This is a genomic window from Streptomyces shenzhenensis (assembly GCF_003688995.1).
Taxonomy (GTDB): domain Bacteria; phylum Actinomycetota; class Actinomycetes; order Streptomycetales; family Streptomycetaceae; genus Streptomyces; species Streptomyces shenzhenensis_A.
The window spans coordinates 1-22,070 of the sequence record NZ_PENI01000047.1 but is presented as its reverse complement, the minus strand read 5'-3'; the positions used below and the strand labels follow the sequence as shown (position 1 = coordinate 22,070).

Below are 22,070 nucleotides of genomic sequence, written 5' to 3'. Positions count from 1 at the left end.
CTGTCGCCACCCTTGCGTCAAACGTTTGACGTTCTTACTGTCGGGGTCGCTCGATCGGCCGAACGGCAGGAGGTGGCACATGGTGACGATGCGGGACATCGCCACTCGCTGCGGCGTCTCCATCTCGGCCGTCTCCCTCGTGCTCAACGACCAGCACGAAGGACGCGTCAGCGGCGAAACCGCCGAGCGCATCCGGCAGGCGACCGAAGAACTCGGATATCTGCCCAACCTCGCCGCGCGCGGACTGCGGACGCGGCAGACCCGCACACTGGGCCTGCTGTCCGACGGTGTCGCGAGTGTCCCCTTCTCGGGGCAGATGCTGGCCGGCGCGCAGTCCACGGCCTGGCAGGAGGAATACGTCCTCCTCCTCGTCGACATGGCCGGCAACCCGGACATGGAGGGACCGGCGGTGCGGTCCCTGCTGCAACGCAGCGTCGAGGGCCTGATCGTGGCCGTCGACTACCACCGTGAGGTCGACCTCCCGCTGCTTCCCCGCCCGGTGCCCCAGGTGATCCTCGGCGGCCGGCCGCGGGAAGGGAACGCCGACTGGGTCGTGCCCGACGAGAGGGCCGGCGCGAGAGCGGCGACCCGCCACCTCATCGACGCCGGCCACCGGCGGATCGCCTTCTGCAACCTCATCGCACCCGCGTTCGCGATCGCCGAGTCGCTGCGCCGCGAGGGCTACGAGAAGGCGCTGACGGAGGCCGGACTGGCCCTCGACGAGTCGCTCGTCGTGGCGGCGTCCGAGCCGAACGCGTCCGCCGCGCGGGAACCCGCCCGCAGGCTGCTGCGCCGCAGCGACCGGCCCACAGCGGTCTTCTGTTTCTCCGACCGGCTCGCGCTCGGCTTCTACCAGGTGGCGGCCGAACTCGGCCTCCGGATCCCGCAGGACCTGTCCGTCGTGGGCTTCGACAACCAGCAGAACTTCGCCGAGAACCTGTACCCGGGTCTGACGACCGTTCAGCTTCCGCACTATCAGATGGGCGTCCGCGCGGCGGAGCAGGCGATCGCCCGGCTGCGGGGAGACGGGGGCGACGGCCCGACCGGCCACCTCGTCCCCTGCCCCTTGGTCGTCCGGGACTCGGTTACGGCCCCCTGCGGCCGGCCGCCCGGGACGTTAACGGCACGCCGATAGGCCGCGCGGCCCGACCCCGCCCGGCCCCCGACGGCGCGCCCACCACCATCCCACCGGCCCCTCAGGCGGGCCGAGCCTGCCCGCACGAGGGCGGGCCGACATCAGCACCCCCGTTCAACGACGAGTCGAGAGGGAGCTTCGACATGAGAGTTCGACCCACGGCACGGCGCGGCCTCAGCGTCTGTCTCGCCACCACGATCGCCCTGGCCGTCGCCGCCTGCTCAGGCGGCACGAGCGAGAAGTCCGACGGGACGTTCACGATCCTGCAGTACGAGGACCAGACCTCGGCGCAGGCCCAGGGCTGGCAGAAGGCGGTCGCGATCTTCAAGAAGCGGCACCCGGACGTGACGGTGAAGTTCCAGACGACGAGCTTCGACGCGATGCGTCAGAACGCGAAGATCACGCTGTCCGGGAACGACGTCCCCGACGTGATCGAGTTCAACAAGGGCAACGCGGACGGCGGTCAGCTCGCCGGCCAGGGCCTGCTGCAGCCGCTGACCGACGAGGCGAAGGCACGGGGCTGGGACAAGAAGGTGACGGGCGCGATGGCCGCGTTCGCCCAGTACGACGAGAACGGGCTGGCCGGGTCCGGCGACTGGTACGGCGTCCCGAACGTCGGTGAATACGTCACCCTCTACTACAACAAGAAGATGTTCGCGGACGCCGGCATCGCGAAGCCGCCGACGACCCTGGCCCAGCTCGAGGCCGACATGGACAAGCTGAAGGCCGCCGGCCACATCCCGATCTCCAGCTCCGCCAACACCAGCCAGGGCTTCAACCAGCTGTGGCTGTGGTACTCGCTGGTCTCCGCCTCGGCGTCCCGGCAGCAGATCGACGACTTCATGTTCCTCAAGGGCGACGTCGACGTCCGCTCCGGCCCCTGGAAGGAAGGAACACAGAAGTTCCAGGACTGGATCGACAAGGGGTACGTCGGCGACAAGCTCGGCGGCCTCTCCTACGAGCAGGCCATCGTCAACTTCCTCGGCGGCGACGCCGCCATGCTCATGTGGAACCAGAGCCAGTTCTCCCGTATCCGCAAGGACGCGGGCTTCGACTGGGGGTACTTCACCCTGCCGGGCGCCGAACAGGTCATGGGCTCCTCAGGACATCTGTGGGGAGTACCGGCGAAGTCCAACGACAAGGACCTCGCGTACGACTGGATCGACATCACGCTGAGCGCCGAGGTCCAGAACACCATCGGCAACCAGGGCGGCCTGCCGCTGGCCGGCGATGCCTCGGCCATCGAGGACCCGCTGACCCGCCAGTACACGGAGCAGTTCGACGACCTGGTCAAGCGGAACGTCATGTCGTTCTACCCCGACTATCCGGTGCCCGGCTTCCTCGACTTCATGCAGAACCATATGCAGGCCATGTCCAACAAGAGCGAGACGGCGGACGCGTATCTGACGGCGCTGCAGAAGTTCTACGACGACGGCAAGAAGACCGCCACCGCGCAGTAGACGCCGCATGTGCCGGGAGGCGAAGAGCACGACCCCGGCGTGTTTCCCGCAGAAGAGAGACCCCTATGTCCGCACTGGTCCCTGACCGGCGTCTGCCCAGGACGAGGCGCAGCAGATCCGGCTCGTACTGGCTCTATCTGATCCCCATTGCCGCCGGCTTCGCCGTCGTCGTCGCCGCGCCGTTCGTGACGAACATCGTTCTCAGCCTCTACCAGTGGAAGGGAGGCATGGCGCCGAAGCACTGGTACGGCTTCGGCAACTACCTGGACCTGATGCACGACGCGGACTTCTGGCACGCGTTCAAGAACTCACTGTTCATGATCATTGCCATCGTCGTGGTCCCGACCCTGATCGGTGTCGTCCTCGCGGCCGTGCTCTTCGACTACATCGGCAAGGCCTTCGGCAACCGGGCCGCGAGCTTCCTGCGCGCGACGTACTACCTGCCGCAGATCCTGCCGATCGCGGTCGCCGGCTTCATCTGGAGCACGATCCTCGACCCGCGCCAGGGCTCGATCAACACCTATCTCCGCTCGATCGGCATCACATCCGGACCCGACTGGCTCGGCGATCCTCAGCTGGCGCTGTACTCGGTGATGCTCATGCTGATCTGGCTCCAGATCGGCTATCCCGTGGTGGTCTTCATGGCCGCGCTGCAGCGGGTGGATCCGGAACTCTACGAGGCGGCGGAGCTGGACGGAGCCGGCTGGCTGCGGCGGTTCCGCGCGATCACGGTGCCCCAGATCCGCCCCGAGGTCTTCTTCGTGGTCCTCACCGCGACGGTGGGCGCGCTGAAGGTGTTCGCCCCCATCCTCATCCTCACCGGCGGCGGCCCGGAGAACTCGACGGTCGTGCCGTCCTACTACGCGTACCGCAACTTCTTCGAACTGTCCCGCGTCGGCTACGGCGCCGCGATCGCGACCTTCATGTCCGTGGTCATCTTCGCCATCGCGGCCCTGCTCATCGTGTGGCAGCGCCGTACCGAGCGGCAGGAGGGCTGACATGAAGGCCGAGACCCCACCGGCACCCCCGGTCGCGCCGGCCCCGCCCCGCCCCGCCGCCCGGCCCGTCGAACGGGGCCCGCGCAACCGCCACCCCCTGCGCTGGCTCGTGCTCCTTGCGGCCGTCGTCACCGCCGCCGTCATGCTCGCGCCGTTTCTGCTCCTGGTCCTCAACGCCTTCAAGACCGGCGCGGACTACTCGACGCACGGCCCCCTCTCCTGGCCGACCGCGTTCACACCCGACGCGTTCTCCCGCTATCTGTCGCTCGTCGACTTCCCCCGCGCCCTGGGCAACTCCGTGCTCATCGCGGGCGCCGTCGCCTTCCTGGGCGCCGCGCTGTCCCTCGTCAGCGCCTACGCCATCGGCATCGGCAGGGTGCGGTGCAACGGCGCGATCCTCGCCCTGCTCCTGCTGGCCACGATGGTGCCGCAGGAGGCGCTCGTCTACCCGCTGTTCTACGGCGCGGAAAGGACGGGACTGCTCAACAGCGTCTGGTCCGTGGTGATCGTCTTCACCGTGCTGCAGGCCGCGTTCGGCACCTATCTGCTCGCCAGTGTCATGACCACCCTGCCCAAGGAACTCCTCGAAGCGGCCGTGATCGACGGCGCGTCCCGGTGGCAGATCCTGTGGCGGGTCGTCTTCCCCGTCCTGCGGCCGACGCTGTCCGTCCTCGTCGTGTTCTTCTTCATCTGGACGTGGAACGAGTTCTACCTCCCCCTCATCCTGCTCAACGACCCGGCGGCGCAGACCGTACCGATCGCCCTGGCCACACTCCGCGGCCAGCACTCGATCGACATCACCGTCCTCAACGCCGGATCGCTGCTGTCCCTTCTGCCCACGCTCGTCTTCTACCTGGTGTTCCAGCGGACCCTCAGCCGGGGTGTCACCGCAGGAGCCGTCAAGTGAGCGCGCGGAGCCGGTCGTTCGCCGTCGCAGCCGCGCCCCCGCACCGTCCGAGGAGCATACGTGTTCACCCACTGGAGTGCCCTGAGCCCGAACCGGGGCGTGCGCAGCCGGTCCATCAACGCCGAGAACCGCACCGGCGCGGCCGGCGGCGCGGGACGGGCGGCATCGGCGCTCGGCCCCGGCCGCAAGGGGGCGGCCTATCTGCCCCTGCCCGCCGGTGAGTCCCTCACCCTCGCGGAGATCGAAGGGCCGGGCGTCATCCGGCACATCTGGATCACCGTCGCCGACCGGACACCCGACGGCGGGCCGTTCGTCCTGCGCGACCTCGTGCTGCGCGCCTACTGGGAAGGGTCCGAGGAGCCCGCCGTCGAAGTGCCGCTGGGCGACTTCTTCTGCAACGGGTTCGCCACCCGCGCCCTGGTGACGTCCGTCCCGATCGTCGTCGCCCCGACGGGCGGCATGAACGCGTACTTCCCCATGCCGTTCCGCACCCACGCACGGCTCACCCTGGAGAGCCAGCACGGCGCCGATCTGCCCCATGTCTTCTACCAGGTCGACTACACCACGGGCGACGAGATCGCCGCGGACACCGGCTACTTCCACGCACAGTGGCGCCGCTCGAACGGGTCCACGCCGCTGGGCACCGACCATGTCGTGCTCGACGGCGTGCGGGGCCGCGGAACCTACGTCGGCACGTACATCGCGCTGGCCTCACTGCAGCGCTACTGGTGGGGCGAGGGAGAGGTCAAGTTCTTCGTGGACGACGACGAGGAACTGCCGACGCTGTGCAGCACGGGCCTGGAGGACTACGCCGGCGGGGCGTGGGCGTTCCAGGACGAACTGCGCAACGACCCGGAACCCGAGGTGCTCACCTTCAGCGCCCCGTACTCCGGTTACCCCTACCACTCGGCGCGCGACACCACGAAGGCGTCGCCCTTCGCGACACACATGCCGCCCATGCACGGCCTGTACCGCTGGCATCTGCCGGACCCGGTCTACTTCGAGGAGCGGCTGAAGGTGACGCTGCAGCAGATCGGCGCATGGGACCACGGCCTGTTCGAACGCCAGGACGATCTGAGCACCACCGCGTACTGGTACCAGGACTCCCCGGGCGGCCCCCGCGCCCCGCTGCCGCCCGCTCCCGAGCGCCGGCCCCGCTGAACCGGCCTGCCCGTACCGGCCGTGGGACGGCATCCCGCCCAGGGAGCGGGCCCCGGCCGGACGGGTGTCCGGCCGGGCCCCCGGTACCGCCCGCCCCCGAGGAGCGCGCGGACGGGCGGGGCTACGGGCGGCGCAGCTGCGACCCGGTCCGCTGCGGTGCCAGGTCCTGTCGTCAAATTCCCGTCGTTCGCCCGGAGGGCGGGCCCTGCGGGGTCAGGTGCGTGCTCTCGGTGTGCCGGGCGCGGGTCCTCGTACTGGACGTACTTGGGCCTGTGTCCGGTGCGGCGAGAGTGCGTGCATGGCGTCGCGGGGCAGGCGGGAATTTGACGACAGGGCCTAGGGGGCACCGGCCGCCCGGATGGGTGTACACGTTTGCGCTGGCGCCGGTCGGGCGCAGCGGGGACCACTCTTCGGCCGGGCCCTCGATGGGCTGGTCGCAGCGGCGGCAGATCTTCACTTCGGGTCTCCTTGGCAGTGGTGTTCCGGGCGGCCGGGATCCGAGGGTGCGCAGCCGGGGCAGGCGTACACCTCGATGTCGAGGACGTGGGCGCCGGCCTGGCCGCGCGCGATGCCGGCGGACACGGCACCGGTCACGTCGAGCAGGCTCGTGCCGCACCAGCAGCAGGCCCACCCCGCGTACTGGGCGTAGGTCAGCGAGGCGACGGGCGGCGGCTCGCGCAGCGGGGTCATGGCCGGCCGGCGAGCGGGACCAGCCGGTGGGCCGCACGGCACGGACGGCAGGCGAACTGGCTTCCGCCCGCGCACGGGCCGGAGCCCGCCTCCACGGCCTGGATCAGCTGGATGTCGTCGGCGAGGCGTCTGCACCAGGAGCACAGGCCGCGCCTGCCGGTGCTCTCGTCGTGCCGTGCCTCGGAACGGATACAGACGGCCATCGCCGCACCTCCGGATGGTCGGGCGGTCGCGGCCCGTGCGCTCGTCGTCGAGCCGGGCCGCGACCAGGCGTTACCCACGGTACAGGTGTGATCGACTGACAGTGTGAAGTTTCTACGGGCCGGTAGCAGAACCGGACTTGTCCCTACGGGCTACCGGATATCTGCGTATCGTTCGGAAGTCACCTGTCCTGAGCCAGGGCGACGAGTTCCGCGAACAGGCCCCCGGCGTGTGTCAGTTCCTCGTACGTGCCCTGTTCGACGATCCGGCCCTTGTCCATGACGAGGATGCGGTCGGCGAGCCGGGTGTTCTCGAGCTGGTGGGTGACGACGACCGTCATGCGCTCGGCGGCGATCCGCTTGATCTCCAGGAAGATGGCGTGCTCACCGCGGGCGTCCATCTGCGAGGTCGGCTCGTCCAGGATCAGGAGCGGGGTCCGCCGGTAGAGCGCGCGGCCGCACACGAGCCGCTGCCACTGCCCTCCGGACAGTTCGGCGCCGCCCCACAGTTCCTTGGCGAGGAGGGTGTCGAGCTGCCGGGGCAGCTTCTCGATCGCCTCGCGCATGCCGACGGCGTCGACGACGTCCCACACCGGCCCGTCGTCGTACGTCCTCGGCTGGCCCAGGGTGATGTTCTCCCGGGCGCGCAGGGGCCAGCAGGCGAACCCCTGGGGGACCAGCGCGGTGCGCTTCCACAGGGCGTCGGGATCGGCCTCGGCCAGGTCGATGCCGTCCCACAGGACGCGGCCCTTGTCGGCGAGCAGGATGCCGGTGATCAGTTTGGCCAGGGTCGACTTGCCCGAGCCGTTCTCGCCGACGACGGCCAGGATCTCGCCGCGGCGGAGCGTGAGCGAGACCCCCGCGACGGCCGGTTCCTCCTTGCCGGGGTACTGGTACACGACGTCGTCGAGGCGGATCTCGGCCACGCGTTCCGGGACGGCCGACTCGCCGCGCTTCGGGGCGCGTTCACCGGCCATGTCCAGGAAGGACCGCATGTCGGCCAGGTAGAGCGAGGTGTGGAACATCGCGGCGCCGTGGATGACGCACTGGGAGAGCGCGGCCAGTGTGGTCTGGACGGCGACGACGGCGGTGGCCGCGACGGGCAGGGCGATCCGGCCGGTGGTCGCCAGCCAGGCGAGGGTGGCCCACGTGCACAGCAGGAAGATCCCGCCCAGGGCGCTGGTCGCCAGGGCGATGCGGAGCATCCGCGGGGCGGCGGTCACGGTGCGCCGGTCGATCCGGTCGGACAGGGCGCGGTACCAGTAGATGAGGTAGCCGGTCATGCCGTTGGCGCGGACCTCGTCGCCGTAGCGGGAGTAGGTGGCCCACCAGCGCATCATGGAGCGCACGTTGCGGTCACCCACGTTGAGGTAGTGGGTCTCGTAGTCGACCCGTGCGGACAGCACGGCCCCGGTGCCGGCCGGGAGCACGGCCAGCAGGAGCAGGGGCAGCAGCAGCGGGTGCAGCGCGGTGATGACCCCGCTCGCGGCGACCATGCGGATCAGGGCGGACATGAACCGCTGGGCGTCCTGCACCATCATCCGGGTCCGGGTGACCCCGACCTCGGCGGCCTCCTGCCGGTCGGCGAATCCGTCCTCCCCGTACGCGGACGACTCCACGCGGCACACGGCGGCGACGAGGACCATGTCCGCCTCGGTCGTCAGCAGCGGGGTGATCCGCCGGTCGGCGTACGAGGACAGGGCGCCGCTGACGCGGCCGACGGCCGCGGCCGCCGTCACGACGATCAGGGCGGGCAGCGCGGCGTGCAGACGTTCGGACACGGTGCCGGTGGCGAGGATGTGGGTCATCGCCTGCGCGGTGAAGGCGAGGACGACGGCGGCGGCGACGCCGGTCAGCACCTGGCAGACGAGGAGCAGCACGACGCCGGTCCTGTCGACGGCCCATGCCATCCGCGCCGTGTGCCCGAGCACGGCGGGAAGGCGCCGGCACATGGCCCCGAAACCGGCGTCCGCCAGCGGGTTCTTGCCGAATTTTCCCTCGAAGGTGATGGTGGCCGGGGGCGGCGGGGGTGGCGTCTTCGCGTGTGCGGTCGAGGCGTCAGTCACAGTCACCTGCATCGCTCCTCGGAGGCGGTGCCGTACCCGGATGGCTCGGCGGTGCACGGCATAACGACCCGCCGCCGGAATCGAACGCGCTCGATTTCGGACGTGCCGGTGGCCTTGGAACGCAAGGGGACGAACGCGTGGACGCCGTGCTGGGGCCGCCGCCGGGCGGCGGGGCCTGGCCGAATCGCCGACGTCTGAAACACCTGTGACGCATGAGGTTTCCGACGGGCCGAATCGGCTCGGTGGCAGTGGTCCCACACGACTGGGTCCGGCAGCGCCCCGGTAGGGGCGCGGGGAACTGCGCGCCCAGCCACCGCGGCGCCGCACACGAACGACGGACGCCGCGGCTCTTCCGGCGGAGCGCTCGGAGCCCGACGACACGTCAGGTACAGCCTGCTGTACCTGGAGTTGGGGTACGCACCCCAATGATCTCCGAGCCCCGCACTGATGAGCTGAGCACATCACGTCAGCCCCTCCGAAAGGCACCGCGGTGAGCTCCTCCGTCCCCGTCACCCCCGGCATCACACCGACCCCGCCGGCCCCGCCCCAGCAGCACACGGGGCTGCGCGGCAGCATCCGCCGCCACCCCCTGACCTGGTTCTTCGCACTGGCCTACGGGCTGAGCTGGGTGGCCTGGACGCCGTACATCCTCTCCCACAACGGCATCGGCGCCTGGGACTTCACCTTCCCCGGCGGCGCGGTCGGATCCCAGCTCCTCGGCGTCCTGCCCGGCGCCTACCTCGGGCCGATCACCGCGGCCCTCCTCGTCACCGGCGTCCTGGAAGGACGCGCGGGCCTGCGGACCTGGCGGACCCGCATGACGAAGTTCAAGGTCGGCTGGCGCTGGTATCTGGTCGTCGTCCTCGCGGTGCCGGTCGCGCTGATGCTCGGCTCGGCCGCGCTGTCCGGCCGCGCGCCCGAACTGCCCTCCGCCGCGATCCTCGTCGCCTACCTGCCCGCCCTGCTGATGCAGATGCTCACGACCGGCCTCGCCGAGGAGCCCGGCTGGCGCGAGTTCGCCATGCCCCGCATGCAGAACCGCTACGGCGCCCTCACCGCCACCGCCGTCGTCGGTGTCCTGTGGGGCATCTGGCACCTGCCGCTGTTCCTCACCGAGTGGGGCGGCGGACCGGATGTGGCGCTGATCGAGCCGGTGGAGTTCATCGCCACGACCATCGCGTTCAGCGCCGTGATGACCTGGGTGTTCAACAAGTCCGGCGAGAGCATGCCGCTCGTGATGCTGCTGCACTGCGGCGTCAACAACTACATCTCCACGGCGTGGTCGGACATGTTCCCCGACCTGGGGCGCAGCGACGCGTCCCACACCTTCCTGCTCGTCTCGGCCGTGGCGGCCCTGATCCTGCTGATAGCGACACGAGGACGGCTGGGCCAGCCCAGGCCCGCGCTGGCCGACTGACCGGCAGCGCCCACAGCACGACCCCGCCACCACCGGCGACGCCCGGACCCGGCCGTCTCACCCAGACAGGCCGGGCCGCCGCGTCTCCCGCTGCGCGACCTGGACGCACCGGAGCGAGGTCAGGAACCGGCCGGACCTTCTCCATCAGGCCGGCGAGGCACTGCAACTGCGCGGGCGAACTCACCGAACGCCACCGGGACATGCACACCGAACTCGACCGGACCGAGCAACTCCGTCCCCGGCTCCGTACCGTACGCGCGGCGGCCGCCCGGTGCGCCGGTGTGCGCCGACCGATGCCGGCCGGGGCGGAGGGGGCAGTCGGCCGCGACGGTCAGCCGGACGAGCGCGCGCTGGGTCATGGTGCGTGCCGGTCCGCTGCCGGATACCCCTGTGTCCAGCCCCTCCCATGTGCGCAGGGCGTCCTGAGGCAGCCCCGGCTCGTGACGAGGTGGAGCCGGCCCCCGTCCACGACGTGCAGCGTGGCGGCGAGCCCGCGCAGCCCGGCGACGGCCTGGTCCAGCGCGTACGGCGCGGCCTCCCGGTGCGCCGGCTTCTCTCAGAGGGCGCAGAACCCTCACACATCCATCAACGCATGGAAAACGTCCGCCGCCCAGGGCCCGTCCGCGGTTTTCTCTCCCGTCGATGTCGAAAACGCGGCCTCCCGTTCGAAGACCTGGCAGCAGGGCCACCGGGCCCGATCACTTCATCAGGGAGAACTCCCATGCGCAGGATCATCGCTTCCACCTACACGACGCTCGACGGCTACATCGACGACCCGCACGAGTGGTCGCTCCGGTACCACGACGAGGCGGCGCAGAAGCACGCCTTCGAGCTGACCCTCGGCGCCGACACGCTGCTCCTGGGCCGCGTCACCTACGAGGGCATGGCTCAGGCGTGGCCGAACATGGGCAGCAATCCGTACGCCGACCACGTCAACGCGATTCCCAAGTACGTCGTCGCCTCCGAGCCGGTCGACACCGCCGCGTGGGGACCGGCGACGGTGATCCCCGGGGACGAGCTGGTCGGCACGGTCGACACGCTCAAGCAGCAGGACGGCGCCGACATCCTCGTCTGGGGAAGCGGCCGGCTCACCGACGATCTCGCCGCGGCCGGACTGCTCGACGAGTACCGCATCTGGGTCCACCCGGTGCTCAAGGGCGACGGCCGGCCGCTCTTCCGGCCGGCGAGCACCTGCCCGGTCGAGCTGGCGGACGCGGAGACCTTCGACTCCGGCGTGGTGGTCCTCACCTACCGCCCGACCACGCGGTGACGGACGTGACGGCACCGGCGAGCAAACCCGCACCCACCTGGGAGGACAGCATGAACGACGACGTGACGGACTACATCGAGAAGGCGAAACCCTGGCAGAAACAGGTGTGCACGAGGCTGCGTCAGCTGGCGCACCGCACGATCCCCGGCGTCGAGGAGGCCTTCCTGTACGGTAAGCCGCACTTTCTTCGCGACGGCGGTCACGCGGCGGTGATCCACGTCGCGAAGGACAAGGTCTCGTTCATGGTGTTCGACGCGGCCGGCGTCGACGCCGTGCCGGGGCTGCTTCGGCCGCTCGGCAACGGTGATCGGAAGGCCGTCGACATCCGAGAGGGCGATGAGGTCGACTACGACCTCATCGCCGACGTCCTGCGCCGGACCTGCGGCGTGCACTGACAGGGGAGGGAACCACATCGTGCGTGTCATGGTGACGACGAAGGGGACCGGCGCCGACGAAGGCAAGGCCCGGCCGTCACAGGAGATGTTCGAGAAGATGCAGGCCTACAACGAACTGCTCGTCAACGCCGGCATCCTGCTCGGCGGAGAGGGGCTGAAACCCAGCGAGGCCGGGGCCCAGGTGGTCTTCACGGCGGGCGGCACCTCGGTGGTCGACGGGCCGTTCACGGAGTCGAAGGAGATCATCGCCGGTTACTGGATCTGGGAGGTCAGCTCGCTCGCGGAGGCCGTGGAATGGGCGAAGCGATGCCCCTTCGACCCGCAGTACGGTGCGACGCAGACGCTTGAGATCCGGCCGTTCTTCGACATGGCGGACTTCGCCGAGACCGTCGACCCCGCGACTCTCGAAAAGAGCCGGCAGCTCCAGGAGCGGGGCGGCGAGGGCTGATCATGGACGTCCGCCGGTCGATCGAGGCGCTGTGGCGGATCGAGTCGCCGCGGATCATCGCCACGCTCGCCCGGCAGATCGGGGATGTCGCGGTGGCCGAGGACCTCGCCTCCGAGGCGTTCGTGGCCGCCCTCGAACAGTGGCCCTCCGACGGTGTCCCGCCGCGGCCGGGCGCGTGGCTCATGTCCACCGCCCGGCACAAGGCGATCGACCGTGCCCGACGGGAGGAGACCGGCCGGCGCAAGGCGGCCCTCATGGCCGCCGACCTGGACGACCGGGCCCCCGACGCTGCCGAGCAGGCACTCGACCGGATCCCCGACGACCTGCTCACCCTCGTCTTCATCGCCTGCCATCCCGTACTCGCCCCTGAGTCGCGGGTGGCACTCACCCTGCGCCTGGTTGCCGGGCTCACCACCGACGAGATCGCCCGGGCCTTCCTCGTGCCCTCCGCGACGCTCGGTCAGCGTGTCTCCCGGGCGAAGCGCACGCTGTCGGAAGCGCGGGTTCCCTTCGAGCCCCCGCCGGCCGAGGAGTTGCCGGCCCGGGTCGGCGCGGTGCTCAAAGTCATCTACCTCGTCTTCAACGAGGGGTACGCGGCCACCTCCGGCGACCAGTGGGTACGACGGGACCTGGCGCAGGAGGCGATGCGGCTCGGACGCGTACTCGCCGGACTGCTGCCGCGCGAACCCGAGGTCTTCGGGCTGGTCGCGCTCATGGAGTTGCAGGCCTCGCGGTTCCCCACCCGTACCGACGCGGACGGCGCGCCGGTGCTGCTCGAACACCAGGACCGGCGGCGCTGGGACCGGACACTCATCACCCACGGTCTCGCCATGCTGGACCGGGCGACCGGTCTGGGCCGCCCGCTCGGTCCTTACACGCTCCAGGCCGCCATCGCCGGATACCACGCCCGGGCGGTCACCTTCGCCGACACCGACTGGGCCGGCATCGTCGCGCTCTACGACGCCCTCGGCCAACTGGCGCCGTCCCCCGTGGTCGAGCTGAACCGGGCAGTGGCCCTCCTCCACAGCGACGGACCGGAGACCGCGCTGGCGGTGGTCGACTCCCTCCTGGACGACCGGCGGATGGCCCGCTACCACCTGTTCGGCGCGGTCCGGGGCGACCTCCTGCTCCGCCTCGGCCGGAACGCCGAGGCGGCCGAACAACTCGAGCGCGCCGCCGAACTCGCGCCCACCCGGCATGAGCGCCGGCTGCTGCTCGAACGCATGACCACAACGCTCGCCGAGCGCCGGCCGGACCGCTGACAGCCCCGCGGCGCTCCGCTGTTGAGCCGTGGCGCCGGTGGTCAGTGTGCTTTCTACGGAGCAGAGCATCGCGGGCGGCGACCTGTCCAGCCGGGTCCCGCAACCGGCGTCCACCCGCACCGAACTGGGCCGCCTGTCCACCGCCCTCAACGGCATGCTGGACCGGATCGAGGCAGGAGACGCCGCGCGCGCCGCCACCAACGAGCGTATGCGTACCTTCATCGCGGACGCCAGTCACGAACTGCGCACCCCGCTGTTCGGCATCAGAGGCTTCACCGAGCTGTACCGCATGGGCGGCATGCCCGAACGCACCGACGTCGACAGCGCGATGAACCGTATCGAACGCGAGGCGGCCCGCCTCGTCCGCCTGGTCGAGGACCTGCTGCTGCTCGCACGCCTCGACGAGGACGCCGCCGACGGCGGCGCACACCTGCCGCTGTGCCTCACCCTCATGGACCTGCGCACCCTGGCCGCCGACGCCCTGCACGACCTGCGCGCCCTCGATCCCCGGCGCCCCGTGACCCTGACCGGTCCCGGCGGCGGCCCGCCCCGCGGCGCCCCCGTCCTCGGCGACGAGGCACGCCTGCGCCAGGTGACCTCCAACCTCGTCGGCAACGCCGTCGCCCACACCCCGCCCGGCACACCGGTGCGCATCGGCGTCGGCACGCGGGACGGCCGGGCGGTCCTCGAACTGAGCGACGAGGGGCCGGGCATGACACCCGAGCAGGCCGCCCACGCGTTCGACCGCTTCTACCGCGCCGACCACGCCCGCGGCCGAACCATCCCGACAGGAGGGGCCGGCCTGGGCCTGTCCATCGTCCATTCCCTGGTGAGCGCCCACCACGGCCGCGTGCACATCCGCACCACCCCCGGCCGGGGCGCCACGTTCCGCATCCTGCTCCCACTACACCCCGACCGCTCCGGCACCGGCCACTGACCGCGGCCCGATCCGCCGCCCCGGGTCGCCGACGCGCGGATCTCGTCTCCTTCCGTGAGTATCGAGCGGTAGAGCCCGGACGCGCCCACGAAGGCGCCCGTTCGCGCGTAGGACCGGGCGAACTCGTCGACGTCGTCCCCGGTGAACGTATCCGGAGTACCGCAGAGAGCGGGAAACGCGTTGTCCGCCCCCTCCACGAGTTCGCCCTGCGCGCCATCGACGGGGGCGCGGACACCGCTTCGGGGCTCGGTCGCCGGCTGTCGGTCTCCAAGCAGGCGGCCGCGAAGACGATCACCGCACTGGAGCAACTCGGGTACATGGACAAGGAGACCGACCCGCACGACGCACGTCGCAAGCCGGCACGGGTGACACCCCGGGGCCGCGACATGATGGCGATCGGCGTGGTTCACATCGTGAAGGCCCTATGCCAGGTCGACAGGGCGCGTCCGGAGTTTGGCCGCGATGCGGGCCAGGGCCCGCTGGTCGGCGGCGGTCAGCGGGTCGAGCACCAGCTGACGTACCGCGCGTACATGTGTCGGCGCCGAGGCGACGACCACCTCGTAGCCGGCGTCGGTCAGAGCGGCGATCGTGAAGCGGCCGTCGTCGGGATCGGGGAAGCGTTCCACCCATCCCCGCTGCTCGAACCGCTTGACGACGTTGGACAGGCGGGACAGCGAGCCGTTCGCGAGGTACGCCAGCTCACTCATCCGCAGACGGTGCTCCGGGGTCTCGGAGATGTGGCTGAGGGCCAGGTACTCGAAAAGCGTCAGGCCGGCCTCGCGCTGCAACGGCGACTCCAGCCGCCCCGGCAGCAGCAGGACGAGCGAGACCAGCCCGGTCCAGGCTTCCTTCTCGGCCGCGGTGAGCCACAGTGGCTCATCCGCCGTGCCACCGCCGGTGTCCGGGGGCGAGGGGCTGGTCATGGGAACACCCTACCAAGCCGGATTGACTTCACGCATGAAGTGCCGACGTGATACTTTGACTTCACGCGTGAAGTCAATCGAGGGGATTCTCCATGCCCGCCACCACCACGAACACACCGGAGTTCTACGTCACTCCCGGCTACGGCGAGACACAACTGGCCACCATGCACTACAGCCAGGCGGTGCGGACCGGAGACCGCATCGAGACCTCGGGGCAGGGTGGATGGGACGACGACTGGAACTTCCCCGAGACCCTGGAGGACGAGATCATCCAGGCGTTCGACAACGTCGAGCGCACCCTCGCGCAGGCCGGCGCCACATGGCGCGACGTCATCGCCGTGAACTCGTACCACATCCCGAGCTCCCCGGACTCCATCGGCGAGGATCACAACCGGGTCATGGTCGAGCAGTTCCGCCGCCGCATGGGCGACCGCGCGCCCATCTGGACCCAGGTCGGGGTGCCGGCGCTCGGCGCCCCCGGGATGCGCGTCGAGATCCGCGTCACCGCCGTCGCCGGCCACAACGCCTGACCGCCACCGCGGACCGGACGCACCGGCACAGCCGTGCATGCGCAGCCGACCGCTGTGAACAACGGTCGGCTGCCGGCTCGTTCAGGGGCCCGGCGCCGGGGCCTGTCCGCGGTGGTCTACCGGACGAGGGTCCAGTGCAGCGCGCTGCTCGCCGTGCCGACGCACTGGACGACCTGGAGCCTGGCGTTCTCGCCGGCGGCGGCGCCGCCTCGCACGCTCAGGCACAGGTTGCTGGCGAGGTTGCGGATCCAGTAGGTGCCGCCCGGCTGCGGCTCCAGCCACCAGAGCTGGTTGTCCGCGGTCGTCGCGTCGCAGAAGTACTCGGCGACCCCTGTCCCGGGGTCGACGGTGCCGTAGTTGGGCACGTCCAGGCACAGCCCGTCCTTGCGGTTGGCGGCGACGAACAGACTCGCTCCCTGCGGCCCGCCGTTCTTGGAGGAGACCCTCAGATCCCAGAGCATGTTGTCCGCGGAGGTCAGCCCGCAGCTGTGCTGGTTCACGGGGCCGGCGACCGAGCCGTGCCCCTCGCCGGGGATGTCGGCACACATGCCGGTACTGGCGTTCTTCAGGCCCACGTTCGTCGACGCGGAGGCGGCGTTGGCCAGCTCACGGGCGCTGGGCTTGGCGACCGTCTTCTTCGGCTTCGGGCTGGCCGTCTTCTTGGTGGCCGGCGGCGACACCACCGGCGCCGGCGGCGCGGCAGCCACGCTCGGGGACGCGGACTTCGACGGGGAGGGGCTCGGCGAGGCGGAGGGCGACGGGGACTCGGCCGTGTAGTCGGCGGCCGGTTTGTCGTCGGACAGGCCGGGGTCGAGCGTCGTACCGCCGACGGGCGCGGTCTTGACGGTGCGGCTGTCGTCGTCACTCAGTCCGAGGACCAGGAACGGTACGGAGATGAGGACCGCGCCGGCGATGGCGGCCGCGGCGAGCATGGGTCCGCGGGGCCGTCCGGGCGTTTGCCCGGTCGTGTCCGGGGCGTCGGGGCCGTCGTCGTGCCCGGAGAAGAGGACACCGGCCGCGGCTTCGGGTTCCGGCCCGTCGCCCGCGGCCTGCTGCTGTTGTTGCTGTTGCCCGGCGGATCCGGGTTCTGTGGCGGCGGACCCGGAGCGCCGTCCGAAGAGCCGTCTGGGGGCGGGCGTGGGGGACTCCGGTATGGGTACCGGGGCGGCCGGGTCGGGGTCGGGGGTGCGCGGCCCGAGGTCGGCGCCGGGGTCCTCGCCCGGCGGGGGCACGGGAACCGCACGGCGGACGGCGACGGGGGACGTCTCGCCGGCCGGGGGTTCGTGCTGACGTGGCATGAACGCTGCTCCTTGTCGGTGGGTGGGGGCTGGCCGCGCGCTCTCGTCAGTGGCCGCCCACGCCGGGGGCATGCTCCAGCCGCGCGAGCGCGCGCAGGACGCGGGCGAGGCCGGCGCCGATGGACAGGCTGCCGTCCCGATCCTGCCCGGCGCGGGAGGCCACGGCGGCGGCACGGCATCGGACCGGACGGCCGTTCCACCGGCTCATCCGACCCCCTCGCCCCAGCCCGCTCCACTGGCTGACAGCGCCTCAGCTTTCGCAACTAACTCTGGACCACGCCTGGTTGCATCCAAACATCGAAACGGTGAACGTCACGCGCCACATGATCACCCTCGCTCCTGGCGGGACGGCCGCCGAGGTGACTCCGGTCGGTCAGCCTGCTGTCGGGCCCTGCGGGACCCCTGCTCGCACGAACCCGTGACTCCGCTCCACTTTCGCCACATGCAGCGTGTAGCTCTGGTACCACTCGGCTCGCCCGCGCTGTTGCGCCGCGCGGTGCTCGGCGTTGTTCCGCCACTCGGAGAGGGCGTCGGCGTCGCGGAAGTACCCGACGGTGATGCCCAGCCCGCCGGGAGTCTGCGCATGGTCCATCCCCAGGAACCCGGGGACATCCTTCACCAGGTCTTCCATGCGTGCGTTGGTCTCGCGGTAGCCGCTCTGGTCCTGGGTGCGCACCGTGGTGAAGACAGCCACGTAGTAAGGGGGTTCATAGGCCTCGACGGGCGCGACAGGCGCTTCCGAGTGATCGCTCATGGCGCCACCGTAAGGCGGGGCGCGCCCAACGCCCCTCCAGCGTCCTTCCTGAGTTCGCCGGCGGCTATGGAGTCATCGGACCGGCCTGCCGCTGCGCATCGGCGGGAAGGCGACCGGGCGGCGGATGTGGCTGTGGCGGGCGACCACACCCGCCAGCCGTCCGCCCAGAGGTGAGCTGTCGCTTCGCTGTCTCTTGGCGCTGGGCTGAGTGGGGGTGAACCGATGGTTTCGCGTGGTTGAACCTTCATGGCTGAGGCGAAGTAGGAGTGACGGCAACGGATCGCGTGCGGCGGCGGAGATGTCTTCCTAACCGAAGCATGTCAGGCACCCCGAGGAGTCATCTGATGCCGAGTGTCACGTCCGCCGGGACATGTGCCGTCCCCGCGGACAGCAGATCCGTACCACCCCCAGGCCATGCCCTGCGGTTCGACATCCAGGGCCTGCGTGCGGTGGCCGTCGTACTGGTGGTGCTCTCCCACGCCGGCGTGTCCCAGATCAGCGGCGGCTACATCGGTGTCGACGTCTTCTTCGTGATGTCCGGTTTCCTCATCACGTCGCTGCTGCTGCGTGAACTCGCCACCACGGGCCGGGTGTCGGTCCGTTCTTTCTACGCCCGCCGGGCGCTGCGGCTGCTTCCCGTGTCGTCCCTGGTCATCGCGGTCACGCTGGGCGGGGCGTGGCTGTTTCTGTCGAAGGTGCGGCTTGCCGAGTACGCGGGTGACGCTCTCGCCAGCGCGTTGTACGCGGTCAACTTCCGGCTGGCGGCGGCCGGTACGGACTATCTCGCCCAGAACAGTCCGCCGTCGCCGTTCCAGCACTTCTGGTCGCTCGCGGTGGAGGAGCAGTTCTACCTGGTGTGGCCGTTGCTTCTGCTGCTCACCTGGCGGGTGGCCCGCGGGCGGCGCCGGCTGGTCGCGGTGCCGTTGGGGGTTCTGTGTCTGGGGTCGTTCGTGGCGGGTGTCCTCGTGACGGGCTCTTCGGCGCCCTGGGCGTACTTCGGTTCTCTCACCCGGGCCTGGGAACTGGGTGCCGGCGCGTTGCTGGCGCTGGGCGCCGGCCGGCTGGAACGGCTGCCCGCTGCCCTCGCGGCCCCACTGACCTGGCTCGGCCTGGCCTGCGTCACGCTGGCGGCGGTCGGGTACGACGAGGAGACGCCGTTCCCCGGCTGGTACGCCCTTGTGCCGGTCGCCGGTACCGTGCTCGTCCTGGCCGGCGGCTGCACGCCCGCCCCGCGCGGCGCGGGATGGCTGCTGGGGCGGCGGCCGCTGGTGTGGCTGGGTGGACTCTCGTACGGCTGGTACCTGTGGCACTGGCCGCTGCTGGTCATAGGGCCGGTGGCACTGGGCCGCGCCGACGGGACGGCCGGTGTGCCGCTCGCGCTCGGGCTGTCCGTGGCGGCGCTGGGCCTGGCGTGGCTGACCCTGCGTCTGGTCGAGAACCCGGTCCGTTTCCACCGGGCCTTCCGCAGGCGCCCCCGCCGCGCCCTGGTGCTCGGGGCCGCCCTGTCGGTCGGTGCCTCGGCGCTGTCCCTGACGGCGACGGCGGTCCCGCCGACGATCGAGGTGGGCGGCCCAGCGCCCGCGCTGGCGCAGGTTCTCTCCGGTGCACCGGCTCCGCGGGCCCGTCTCACCGAACTCCTGGCGTCGTCCCCCACCGCTCTGCCGAGCAACCTCACCCCGTCCCTGCCGCAGGTGAAGTCCTCCCGTTCCGCGGTCTACCGGGACGGCTGCCACGTCGGCTACACCGCCACCGGCACCCGGCCCTGCGTGTACGGCGACCGGACCTCCTCCCGCACGGTCGTCCTCTTCGGCGACTCCCACGCGGCGCAGTGGTTCCCGGCCCTGCAACGGATCGCGACCGCACGCCGCTGGAAGCTGGTCTCGATGACGAAGGCCTCCTGCAAGGTCGCCGACGTGACCATCGGCAGCGGCCACAAGCCGTACACCGCCTGCGACACCTGGCGCTCCAACGCCATGGCAAGGATCAGGACCCTGCGCCCCGACCTGGTCGTCGTCTCCTCCTCGGACGCCGGAGAACCGGCCCGCCCCGCCGCCGACCCCCTCCGCCAGTGGACCACCGGCTTCGAGAACACCTTCCGTGACCTGGGCACCTCCGGCGTCCGGGTCGCCGCCCTGCTCGACACCCCATGGCCCAAGGGCGACCCGGTCGACTGCGCCGCCAGGAACTCCCTCCAACTACGCGCCTGCGCGAACCACTTGCCGGACGCGACCCGCGACGCGTCCCGCGGCACCGCCCTCCGTACCGCCGCGTCCGCAACGGCCACCACCGTCATCGACCCCACCGCCTGGCTCTGCGCCCCCCGCACCGGTATCTGCCCCGTAGTCGTCGCCGACACCGCCGTCTACCGCGACGAGAGCCACCTCTCGGAGGCATACGCCGCCGCGCTCGCCCCGGTCCTGGCACCACCGCTGGACCGCCTCATGGGTACGCCCTGAACACACCGGACCTCGCCCCGAAACGGCTATCTTGCAAAGCATGGAACCTGCTAGCATGCTTTGCATGGTAGCTGGTGATGCAAAGTACCCCGGGGACAGTCGTGCTGCCAGCCAACTGCGCAAGGGCGTACTGGAGTACTGCGTACTGGCGCTGCTGCGCGACGGCCCCCGGTACGGAGTGGAACTGGTGGAGGAACTCGCACGGGTCGACGCCATGGCGACCAGCCAGGGAACGATGTACCCCCTGCTGTCCCGCCTGCGCCGCTCCGGACTGGCCGACACCCACCTGCAGGAGTCCGGCAACGGACCGCCCCGCCGGTACTACACGCTGACCGACGCCGGCCGCGCCGCACTACGGGAGTTCGCGGACGACTGGCCCGCCTTCCGCGCCGCCGTGGACCACTTCCTCACCCCTGGAGAGACCACATGACCGACACCCGCACCCACCCCCTCGTCCGGGCCTACCTCTCCTCCGTGGACCAGCGGGCCGGCGCTCTGCCCAAGGCCCGCCGCGAGGAACTCCTGGCCGACCTGAGCGAACACATCGAGGCGAGCCTGGCCGACGCCGACCACTCCGACGACGCGGCCGTGAGCCGGGTCCTGGACCAGCTCGGCGACCCCGGGGCCATCGCGGACGCAGCCCTGGCAGAGGAACCCAGCCTCCCCGCCGGACCCCGACCGGAGAGCCGGACACGCACCCGGGTCACACTGGCCCTCGTCGTCCTGGCGTTCCCGCTCACCGCCGTCCCGGTGATCGGCATCCTCGGCCTGGCCGCCGCGGTCGCCGGTCTCTGGCGGATCTGGAAGTCCCCCCAGTGGATGCGCCCGGAAAAGGTACGCGCGACGGTACTGATGCTGGCACCGCTGATCACCGTTCCCGCCCTCAGCCTCATCTTCATCCTGGCGAGCAACGGGCTCACAGCGGCCGAACTGATCACCGCGCTACTACTGTCCTGGTGCGCCCCCGCAGCAGCGGCCATCGGCCTGTCCCGAACAGCATCCCACCTACGCGAAACCACCACAGCGACCTCCAACTAACCCAGAACCAGAACACCAACTCGTCAGCCACACCGGCCGCGGCGTCCTGGTTTTCCTGTATTCAGCGGTGCTGCCGTTTGAAGCTGGGAGCGGTGTCCCACGGGGTGTCATGTCTGGGTGGTGTGTGCGAGCGTGCCCGGGGTTGGCATGGCCACGAGGATCTGGTTGTGGGGGTGGTTGTGCCTTGAGTGTCCTGTGGGTGCTGCTGATGGTGCGGGGAATCCCACTCAATTCTGAAACGCTGGTTTTGGGTGTTGTCGTGGGGTTTCGGGTGGCTGTGTGTGGGTGGTTGTAGGGTTGGTTATCAATTCGGTTGTGTGCGTTGTGCTTGTGTCAGCTCTCTGAGTTCTTTTGGCCTGGCGGGTTGTGGCTTTCGGGTTGTGGTGGCTGGTTTCGTGGGTGTGGAGGGTGGTGTCGTTGGTGGGGTGTTCGGTGTGGGTGTTGCACAGCTGGTCCGCCTCACTCGGTGCTTTCGGGATGCGCGGTTGTTCCTTGGTGTTGGGGGTGGGTGTGCGGCAGTGCGGTTTCCCGTGGGAGTGCTTCCAGGTGTCCTAGCCTGCGGTGCTGCCGCGCTGTGGTCATCCCTGGTCTGTGGTGCGTGCCGGGGTCTCGTTCACGGTTGTCACTCCCCGGTCCCGGCTGTCTTTGGGCACCTTGCCCTGGGAGGCCGGCGTCATGCCGTCCAGCTCCACCATCTCGGACTATGTCTCAGGGACCGCTTTGGC

The 22,070-nt window shown here is 70.5% G+C and carries 21 protein-coding genes and 2 pseudogenes; 16 read left to right on the top strand and 7 right to left on the bottom strand.

The window, feature by feature from the left end:
• Positions 1–79 precede the first annotated feature (79 nt).
• The 5 genes from CTZ28_RS42125 to CTZ28_RS42105 all read left to right on the top strand — a co-directional run bounded on the left by CTZ28_RS42125 (position 80) and on the right by CTZ28_RS42105 (position 5,661).
• Positions 80–1,135 (top strand): LacI family DNA-binding transcriptional regulator, encoded by a 1,056-nt coding sequence (locus tag CTZ28_RS42125; RefSeq protein WP_121895051.1) that lies wholly within the window; start codon positions 80–82, stop codon positions 1,133–1,135.
• A gap of 143 nt (positions 1,136–1,278) precedes the next feature.
• Positions 1,279–2,595, top strand: a complete 1,317-nt coding sequence (locus tag CTZ28_RS42120; RefSeq protein WP_121895050.1) for an ABC transporter substrate-binding protein — start codon at positions 1,279–1,281, stop codon at positions 2,593–2,595.
• 65 nt (positions 2,596–2,660) lie between these two features.
• Positions 2,661–3,593, top strand: a complete 933-nt coding sequence (locus tag CTZ28_RS42115) for a carbohydrate ABC transporter permease (RefSeq protein ID WP_121895049.1) — start codon at positions 2,661–2,663, stop codon at positions 3,591–3,593.
• 142 nt (positions 3,594–3,735) lie between these two features.
• Positions 3,736–4,500, top strand: coding sequence for a carbohydrate ABC transporter permease (locus CTZ28_RS42110; RefSeq protein WP_259472070.1), 765 nt, complete (start codon positions 3,736–3,738; stop codon positions 4,498–4,500).
• Between the two features lie 60 nt (positions 4,501–4,560).
• On the top strand, positions 4,561–5,661 hold the full coding sequence (locus CTZ28_RS42105; RefSeq protein ID WP_121895047.1) for a glycoside hydrolase family 172 protein: 1,101 nt from the start codon (positions 4,561–4,563) through the stop codon (positions 5,659–5,661).
• 453 nt (positions 5,662–6,114) lie between these two features.
• On the opposite strand, the gene CTZ28_RS42095 is transcribed toward CTZ28_RS42105, so the two are convergent.
• The 3 genes from CTZ28_RS42095 to CTZ28_RS42085 form a co-directional block, all read right to left on the bottom strand.
• Positions 6,115–6,351, bottom strand: a complete 237-nt coding sequence (locus CTZ28_RS42095) for a hypothetical protein (protein ID WP_121895046.1) — start codon at positions 6,349–6,351, stop codon at positions 6,115–6,117.
• On the bottom strand, positions 6,348–6,554 hold the full coding sequence (locus CTZ28_RS42090) for a hypothetical protein (RefSeq protein WP_121895045.1): 207 nt from the start codon (positions 6,552–6,554) through the stop codon (positions 6,348–6,350). The genes CTZ28_RS42095 and CTZ28_RS42090 overlap by 4 nt, the downstream gene beginning before the upstream one ends.
• A 179-nt stretch (positions 6,555–6,733) precedes the next feature.
• The gene (locus CTZ28_RS42085) at positions 6,734–8,629 is read right to left on the bottom strand and encodes an ATP-binding cassette domain-containing protein (RefSeq protein ID WP_183154859.1); all 1,896 of its coding nucleotides are present in this window, start codon (positions 8,627–8,629) and stop codon (positions 6,734–6,736) included.
• A 478-nt stretch (positions 8,630–9,107) separates the two neighbouring features.
• Here CTZ28_RS42085 and CTZ28_RS42080 point away from each other — a divergent pair, with 478 nt between their 5' ends.
• From CTZ28_RS42080 to CTZ28_RS49090, 7 genes and pseudogenes are all read left to right on the top strand, one after another.
• Entirely contained in the window at positions 9,108–10,034 is a 927-nt protein-coding gene (locus tag CTZ28_RS42080; RefSeq protein WP_259472059.1) for a CPBP family intramembrane glutamic endopeptidase, read from the top strand.
• Positions 10,035–10,755: 721 nt separating this feature from the next.
• A complete protein-coding gene (locus CTZ28_RS42075; protein ID WP_121895044.1) occupies positions 10,756–11,304 on the top strand; it encodes a dihydrofolate reductase family protein in 549 nt (182 codons plus the stop codon).
• A gap of 50 nt (positions 11,305–11,354) precedes the next feature.
• The gene (locus CTZ28_RS42070) at positions 11,355–11,699 is read left to right on the top strand and encodes a DUF1801 domain-containing protein (protein ID WP_121895091.1); all 345 of its coding nucleotides are present in this window, start codon (positions 11,355–11,357) and stop codon (positions 11,697–11,699) included.
• 28 nt (positions 11,700–11,727) lie between these two features.
• Positions 11,728–12,147: a YciI family protein gene (locus CTZ28_RS42065; protein ID WP_220795542.1), complete on the top strand. Its 420-nt coding sequence runs from the start codon at positions 11,728–11,730 to the stop codon at positions 12,145–12,147.
• 2 nt (positions 12,148–12,149) lie between these two features.
• Entirely contained in the window at positions 12,150–13,409 is a 1,260-nt protein-coding gene (locus CTZ28_RS42060) for an RNA polymerase sigma factor (protein ID WP_121895042.1), read from the top strand.
• A 61-nt stretch (positions 13,410–13,470) separates the two neighbouring features.
• Positions 13,471–14,346, top strand: a pseudogene (locus tag CTZ28_RS42055) (sensor histidine kinase); the annotation flags it as partial.
• Positions 14,343–14,687, top strand: a pseudogene (locus CTZ28_RS49090) (MarR family transcriptional regulator); the annotation flags it as partial. The pseudogenes CTZ28_RS42055 and CTZ28_RS49090, both read left to right, overlap by 4 nt.
• 81 nt (positions 14,688–14,768) lie before the next feature.
• Here the strand turns inward: CTZ28_RS49090 and CTZ28_RS42045 are convergent.
• On the bottom strand, positions 14,769–15,269 hold the full coding sequence (locus CTZ28_RS42045) for a MarR family winged helix-turn-helix transcriptional regulator (protein WP_121895041.1): 501 nt from the start codon (positions 15,267–15,269) through the stop codon (positions 14,769–14,771).
• Between the two features lie 92 nt (positions 15,270–15,361).
• On the opposite strand from CTZ28_RS42045, the gene CTZ28_RS42040 reads away from it, so the two are divergent.
• Positions 15,362–15,799, top strand: a complete 438-nt coding sequence (locus tag CTZ28_RS42040) for a RidA family protein (protein WP_121895040.1) — start codon at positions 15,362–15,364, stop codon at positions 15,797–15,799.
• Positions 15,800–15,915: 116 nt separating this feature from the next.
• On the opposite strand, the gene CTZ28_RS42035 is transcribed toward CTZ28_RS42040, so the two are convergent.
• The 3 genes from CTZ28_RS42035 to CTZ28_RS42030 form a co-directional block, all read right to left on the bottom strand.
• On the bottom strand, positions 15,916–17,097 hold the full coding sequence (locus CTZ28_RS42035; protein WP_121895039.1) for an RICIN domain-containing protein: 1,182 nt from the start codon (positions 17,095–17,097) through the stop codon (positions 15,916–15,918).
• A 46-nt stretch (positions 17,098–17,143) separates the two neighbouring features.
• A complete protein-coding gene (locus CTZ28_RS47545; RefSeq protein ID WP_183154858.1) occupies positions 17,144–17,305 on the bottom strand; it encodes a hypothetical protein in 162 nt (53 codons plus the stop codon).
• Positions 17,306–17,470: 165 nt separating this feature from the next.
• Positions 17,471–17,851, bottom strand: coding sequence for an antibiotic biosynthesis monooxygenase family protein (locus tag CTZ28_RS42030; protein WP_121895038.1), 381 nt, complete (start codon positions 17,849–17,851; stop codon positions 17,471–17,473).
• A 344-nt stretch (positions 17,852–18,195) separates the two neighbouring features.
• Here CTZ28_RS42030 and CTZ28_RS42025 point away from each other — a divergent pair, with 344 nt between their 5' ends.
• From CTZ28_RS42025 to CTZ28_RS42015, 3 genes are all read left to right on the top strand, one after another.
• Positions 18,196–20,307: an acyltransferase family protein gene (locus CTZ28_RS42025; protein WP_121895037.1), complete on the top strand. Its 2,112-nt coding sequence runs from the start codon at positions 18,196–18,198 to the stop codon at positions 20,305–20,307.
• Between the two features lie 64 nt (positions 20,308–20,371).
• Positions 20,372–20,737 carry a PadR family transcriptional regulator gene (locus tag CTZ28_RS42020; protein WP_121895036.1) on the top strand — a complete coding sequence of 122 codons (366 nt, stop codon included), beginning with the start codon at positions 20,372–20,374 and terminating at the stop codon, positions 20,735–20,737.
• Complete coding sequence (locus CTZ28_RS42015; RefSeq protein WP_121895035.1) at positions 20,734–21,345, top strand: HAAS signaling domain-containing protein; 612 nt, start codon at positions 20,734–20,736, stop codon at positions 21,343–21,345. The genes CTZ28_RS42020 and CTZ28_RS42015 overlap by 4 nt, the downstream gene beginning before the upstream one ends.
• Positions 21,346–22,070 lie beyond the last annotated feature (725 nt).

What these genes read in the sequence shown, in the direction of transcription:
- CTZ28_RS42045 (WP_121895041.1), bottom strand. Translation starts at nt 15,269, where the DNA reads ATGACCAGCCCCTCGCCCCCGGACACCGGCGGTGGCACGGCGGATGAG.
- CTZ28_RS42020 (WP_121895036.1), top strand. Translation starts at nt 20,372, where the DNA reads ATGGTAGCTGGTGATGCAAAGTACCCCGGGGACAGTCGTGCTGCCAGC.
- CTZ28_RS42065 (WP_220795542.1), top strand. Translation starts at nt 11,728, where the DNA reads ATGGTGACGACGAAGGGGACCGGCGCCGACGAAGGCAAGGCCCGGCCG.
- CTZ28_RS42030 (WP_121895038.1), bottom strand. Translation starts at nt 17,851, where the DNA reads ATGAGCGATCACTCGGAAGCGCCTGTCGCGCCCGTCGAGGCCTATGAA.
- CTZ28_RS42095 (WP_121895046.1), bottom strand. Translation starts at nt 6,351, where the DNA reads ATGACCCCGCTGCGCGAGCCGCCGCCCGTCGCCTCGCTGACCTACGCC.
- CTZ28_RS47545 (WP_183154858.1), bottom strand. Translation starts at nt 17,305, where the DNA reads ATGAGCCGGTGGAACGGCCGTCCGGTCCGATGCCGTGCCGCCGCCGTG.
- CTZ28_RS42025 (WP_121895037.1), top strand. Translation starts at nt 18,196, where the DNA reads ATGCCGAGTGTCACGTCCGCCGGGACATGTGCCGTCCCCGCGGACAGC.
- CTZ28_RS42085 (WP_183154859.1), bottom strand. Translation starts at nt 8,629, where the DNA reads ATGCAGGTGACTGTGACTGACGCCTCGACCGCACACGCGAAGACGCCA.
- CTZ28_RS42060 (WP_121895042.1), top strand. Translation starts at nt 12,150, where the DNA reads ATGGACGTCCGCCGGTCGATCGAGGCGCTGTGGCGGATCGAGTCGCCG.
- CTZ28_RS42070 (WP_121895091.1), top strand. Translation starts at nt 11,355, where the DNA reads ATGAACGACGACGTGACGGACTACATCGAGAAGGCGAAACCCTGGCAG.
- CTZ28_RS42090 (WP_121895045.1), bottom strand. Translation starts at nt 6,554, where the DNA reads ATGGCCGTCTGTATCCGTTCCGAGGCACGGCACGACGAGAGCACCGGC.
- CTZ28_RS42040 (WP_121895040.1), top strand. Translation starts at nt 15,362, where the DNA reads ATGCCCGCCACCACCACGAACACACCGGAGTTCTACGTCACTCCCGGC.
- CTZ28_RS42110 (WP_259472070.1), top strand. Translation starts at nt 3,736, where the DNA reads ATGCTCGCGCCGTTTCTGCTCCTGGTCCTCAACGCCTTCAAGACCGGC.
- CTZ28_RS42115 (WP_121895049.1), top strand. Translation starts at nt 2,661, where the DNA reads ATGTCCGCACTGGTCCCTGACCGGCGTCTGCCCAGGACGAGGCGCAGC.
- CTZ28_RS42120 (WP_121895050.1), top strand. Translation starts at nt 1,279, where the DNA reads ATGAGAGTTCGACCCACGGCACGGCGCGGCCTCAGCGTCTGTCTCGCC.
- CTZ28_RS42125 (WP_121895051.1), top strand. Translation starts at nt 80, where the DNA reads ATGGTGACGATGCGGGACATCGCCACTCGCTGCGGCGTCTCCATCTCG.
- CTZ28_RS42035 (WP_121895039.1), bottom strand. Translation starts at nt 17,097, where the DNA reads ATGCCACGTCAGCACGAACCCCCGGCCGGCGAGACGTCCCCCGTCGCC.
- CTZ28_RS42075 (WP_121895044.1), top strand. Translation starts at nt 10,756, where the DNA reads ATGCGCAGGATCATCGCTTCCACCTACACGACGCTCGACGGCTACATC.
- CTZ28_RS42015 (WP_121895035.1), top strand. Translation starts at nt 20,734, where the DNA reads ATGACCGACACCCGCACCCACCCCCTCGTCCGGGCCTACCTCTCCTCC.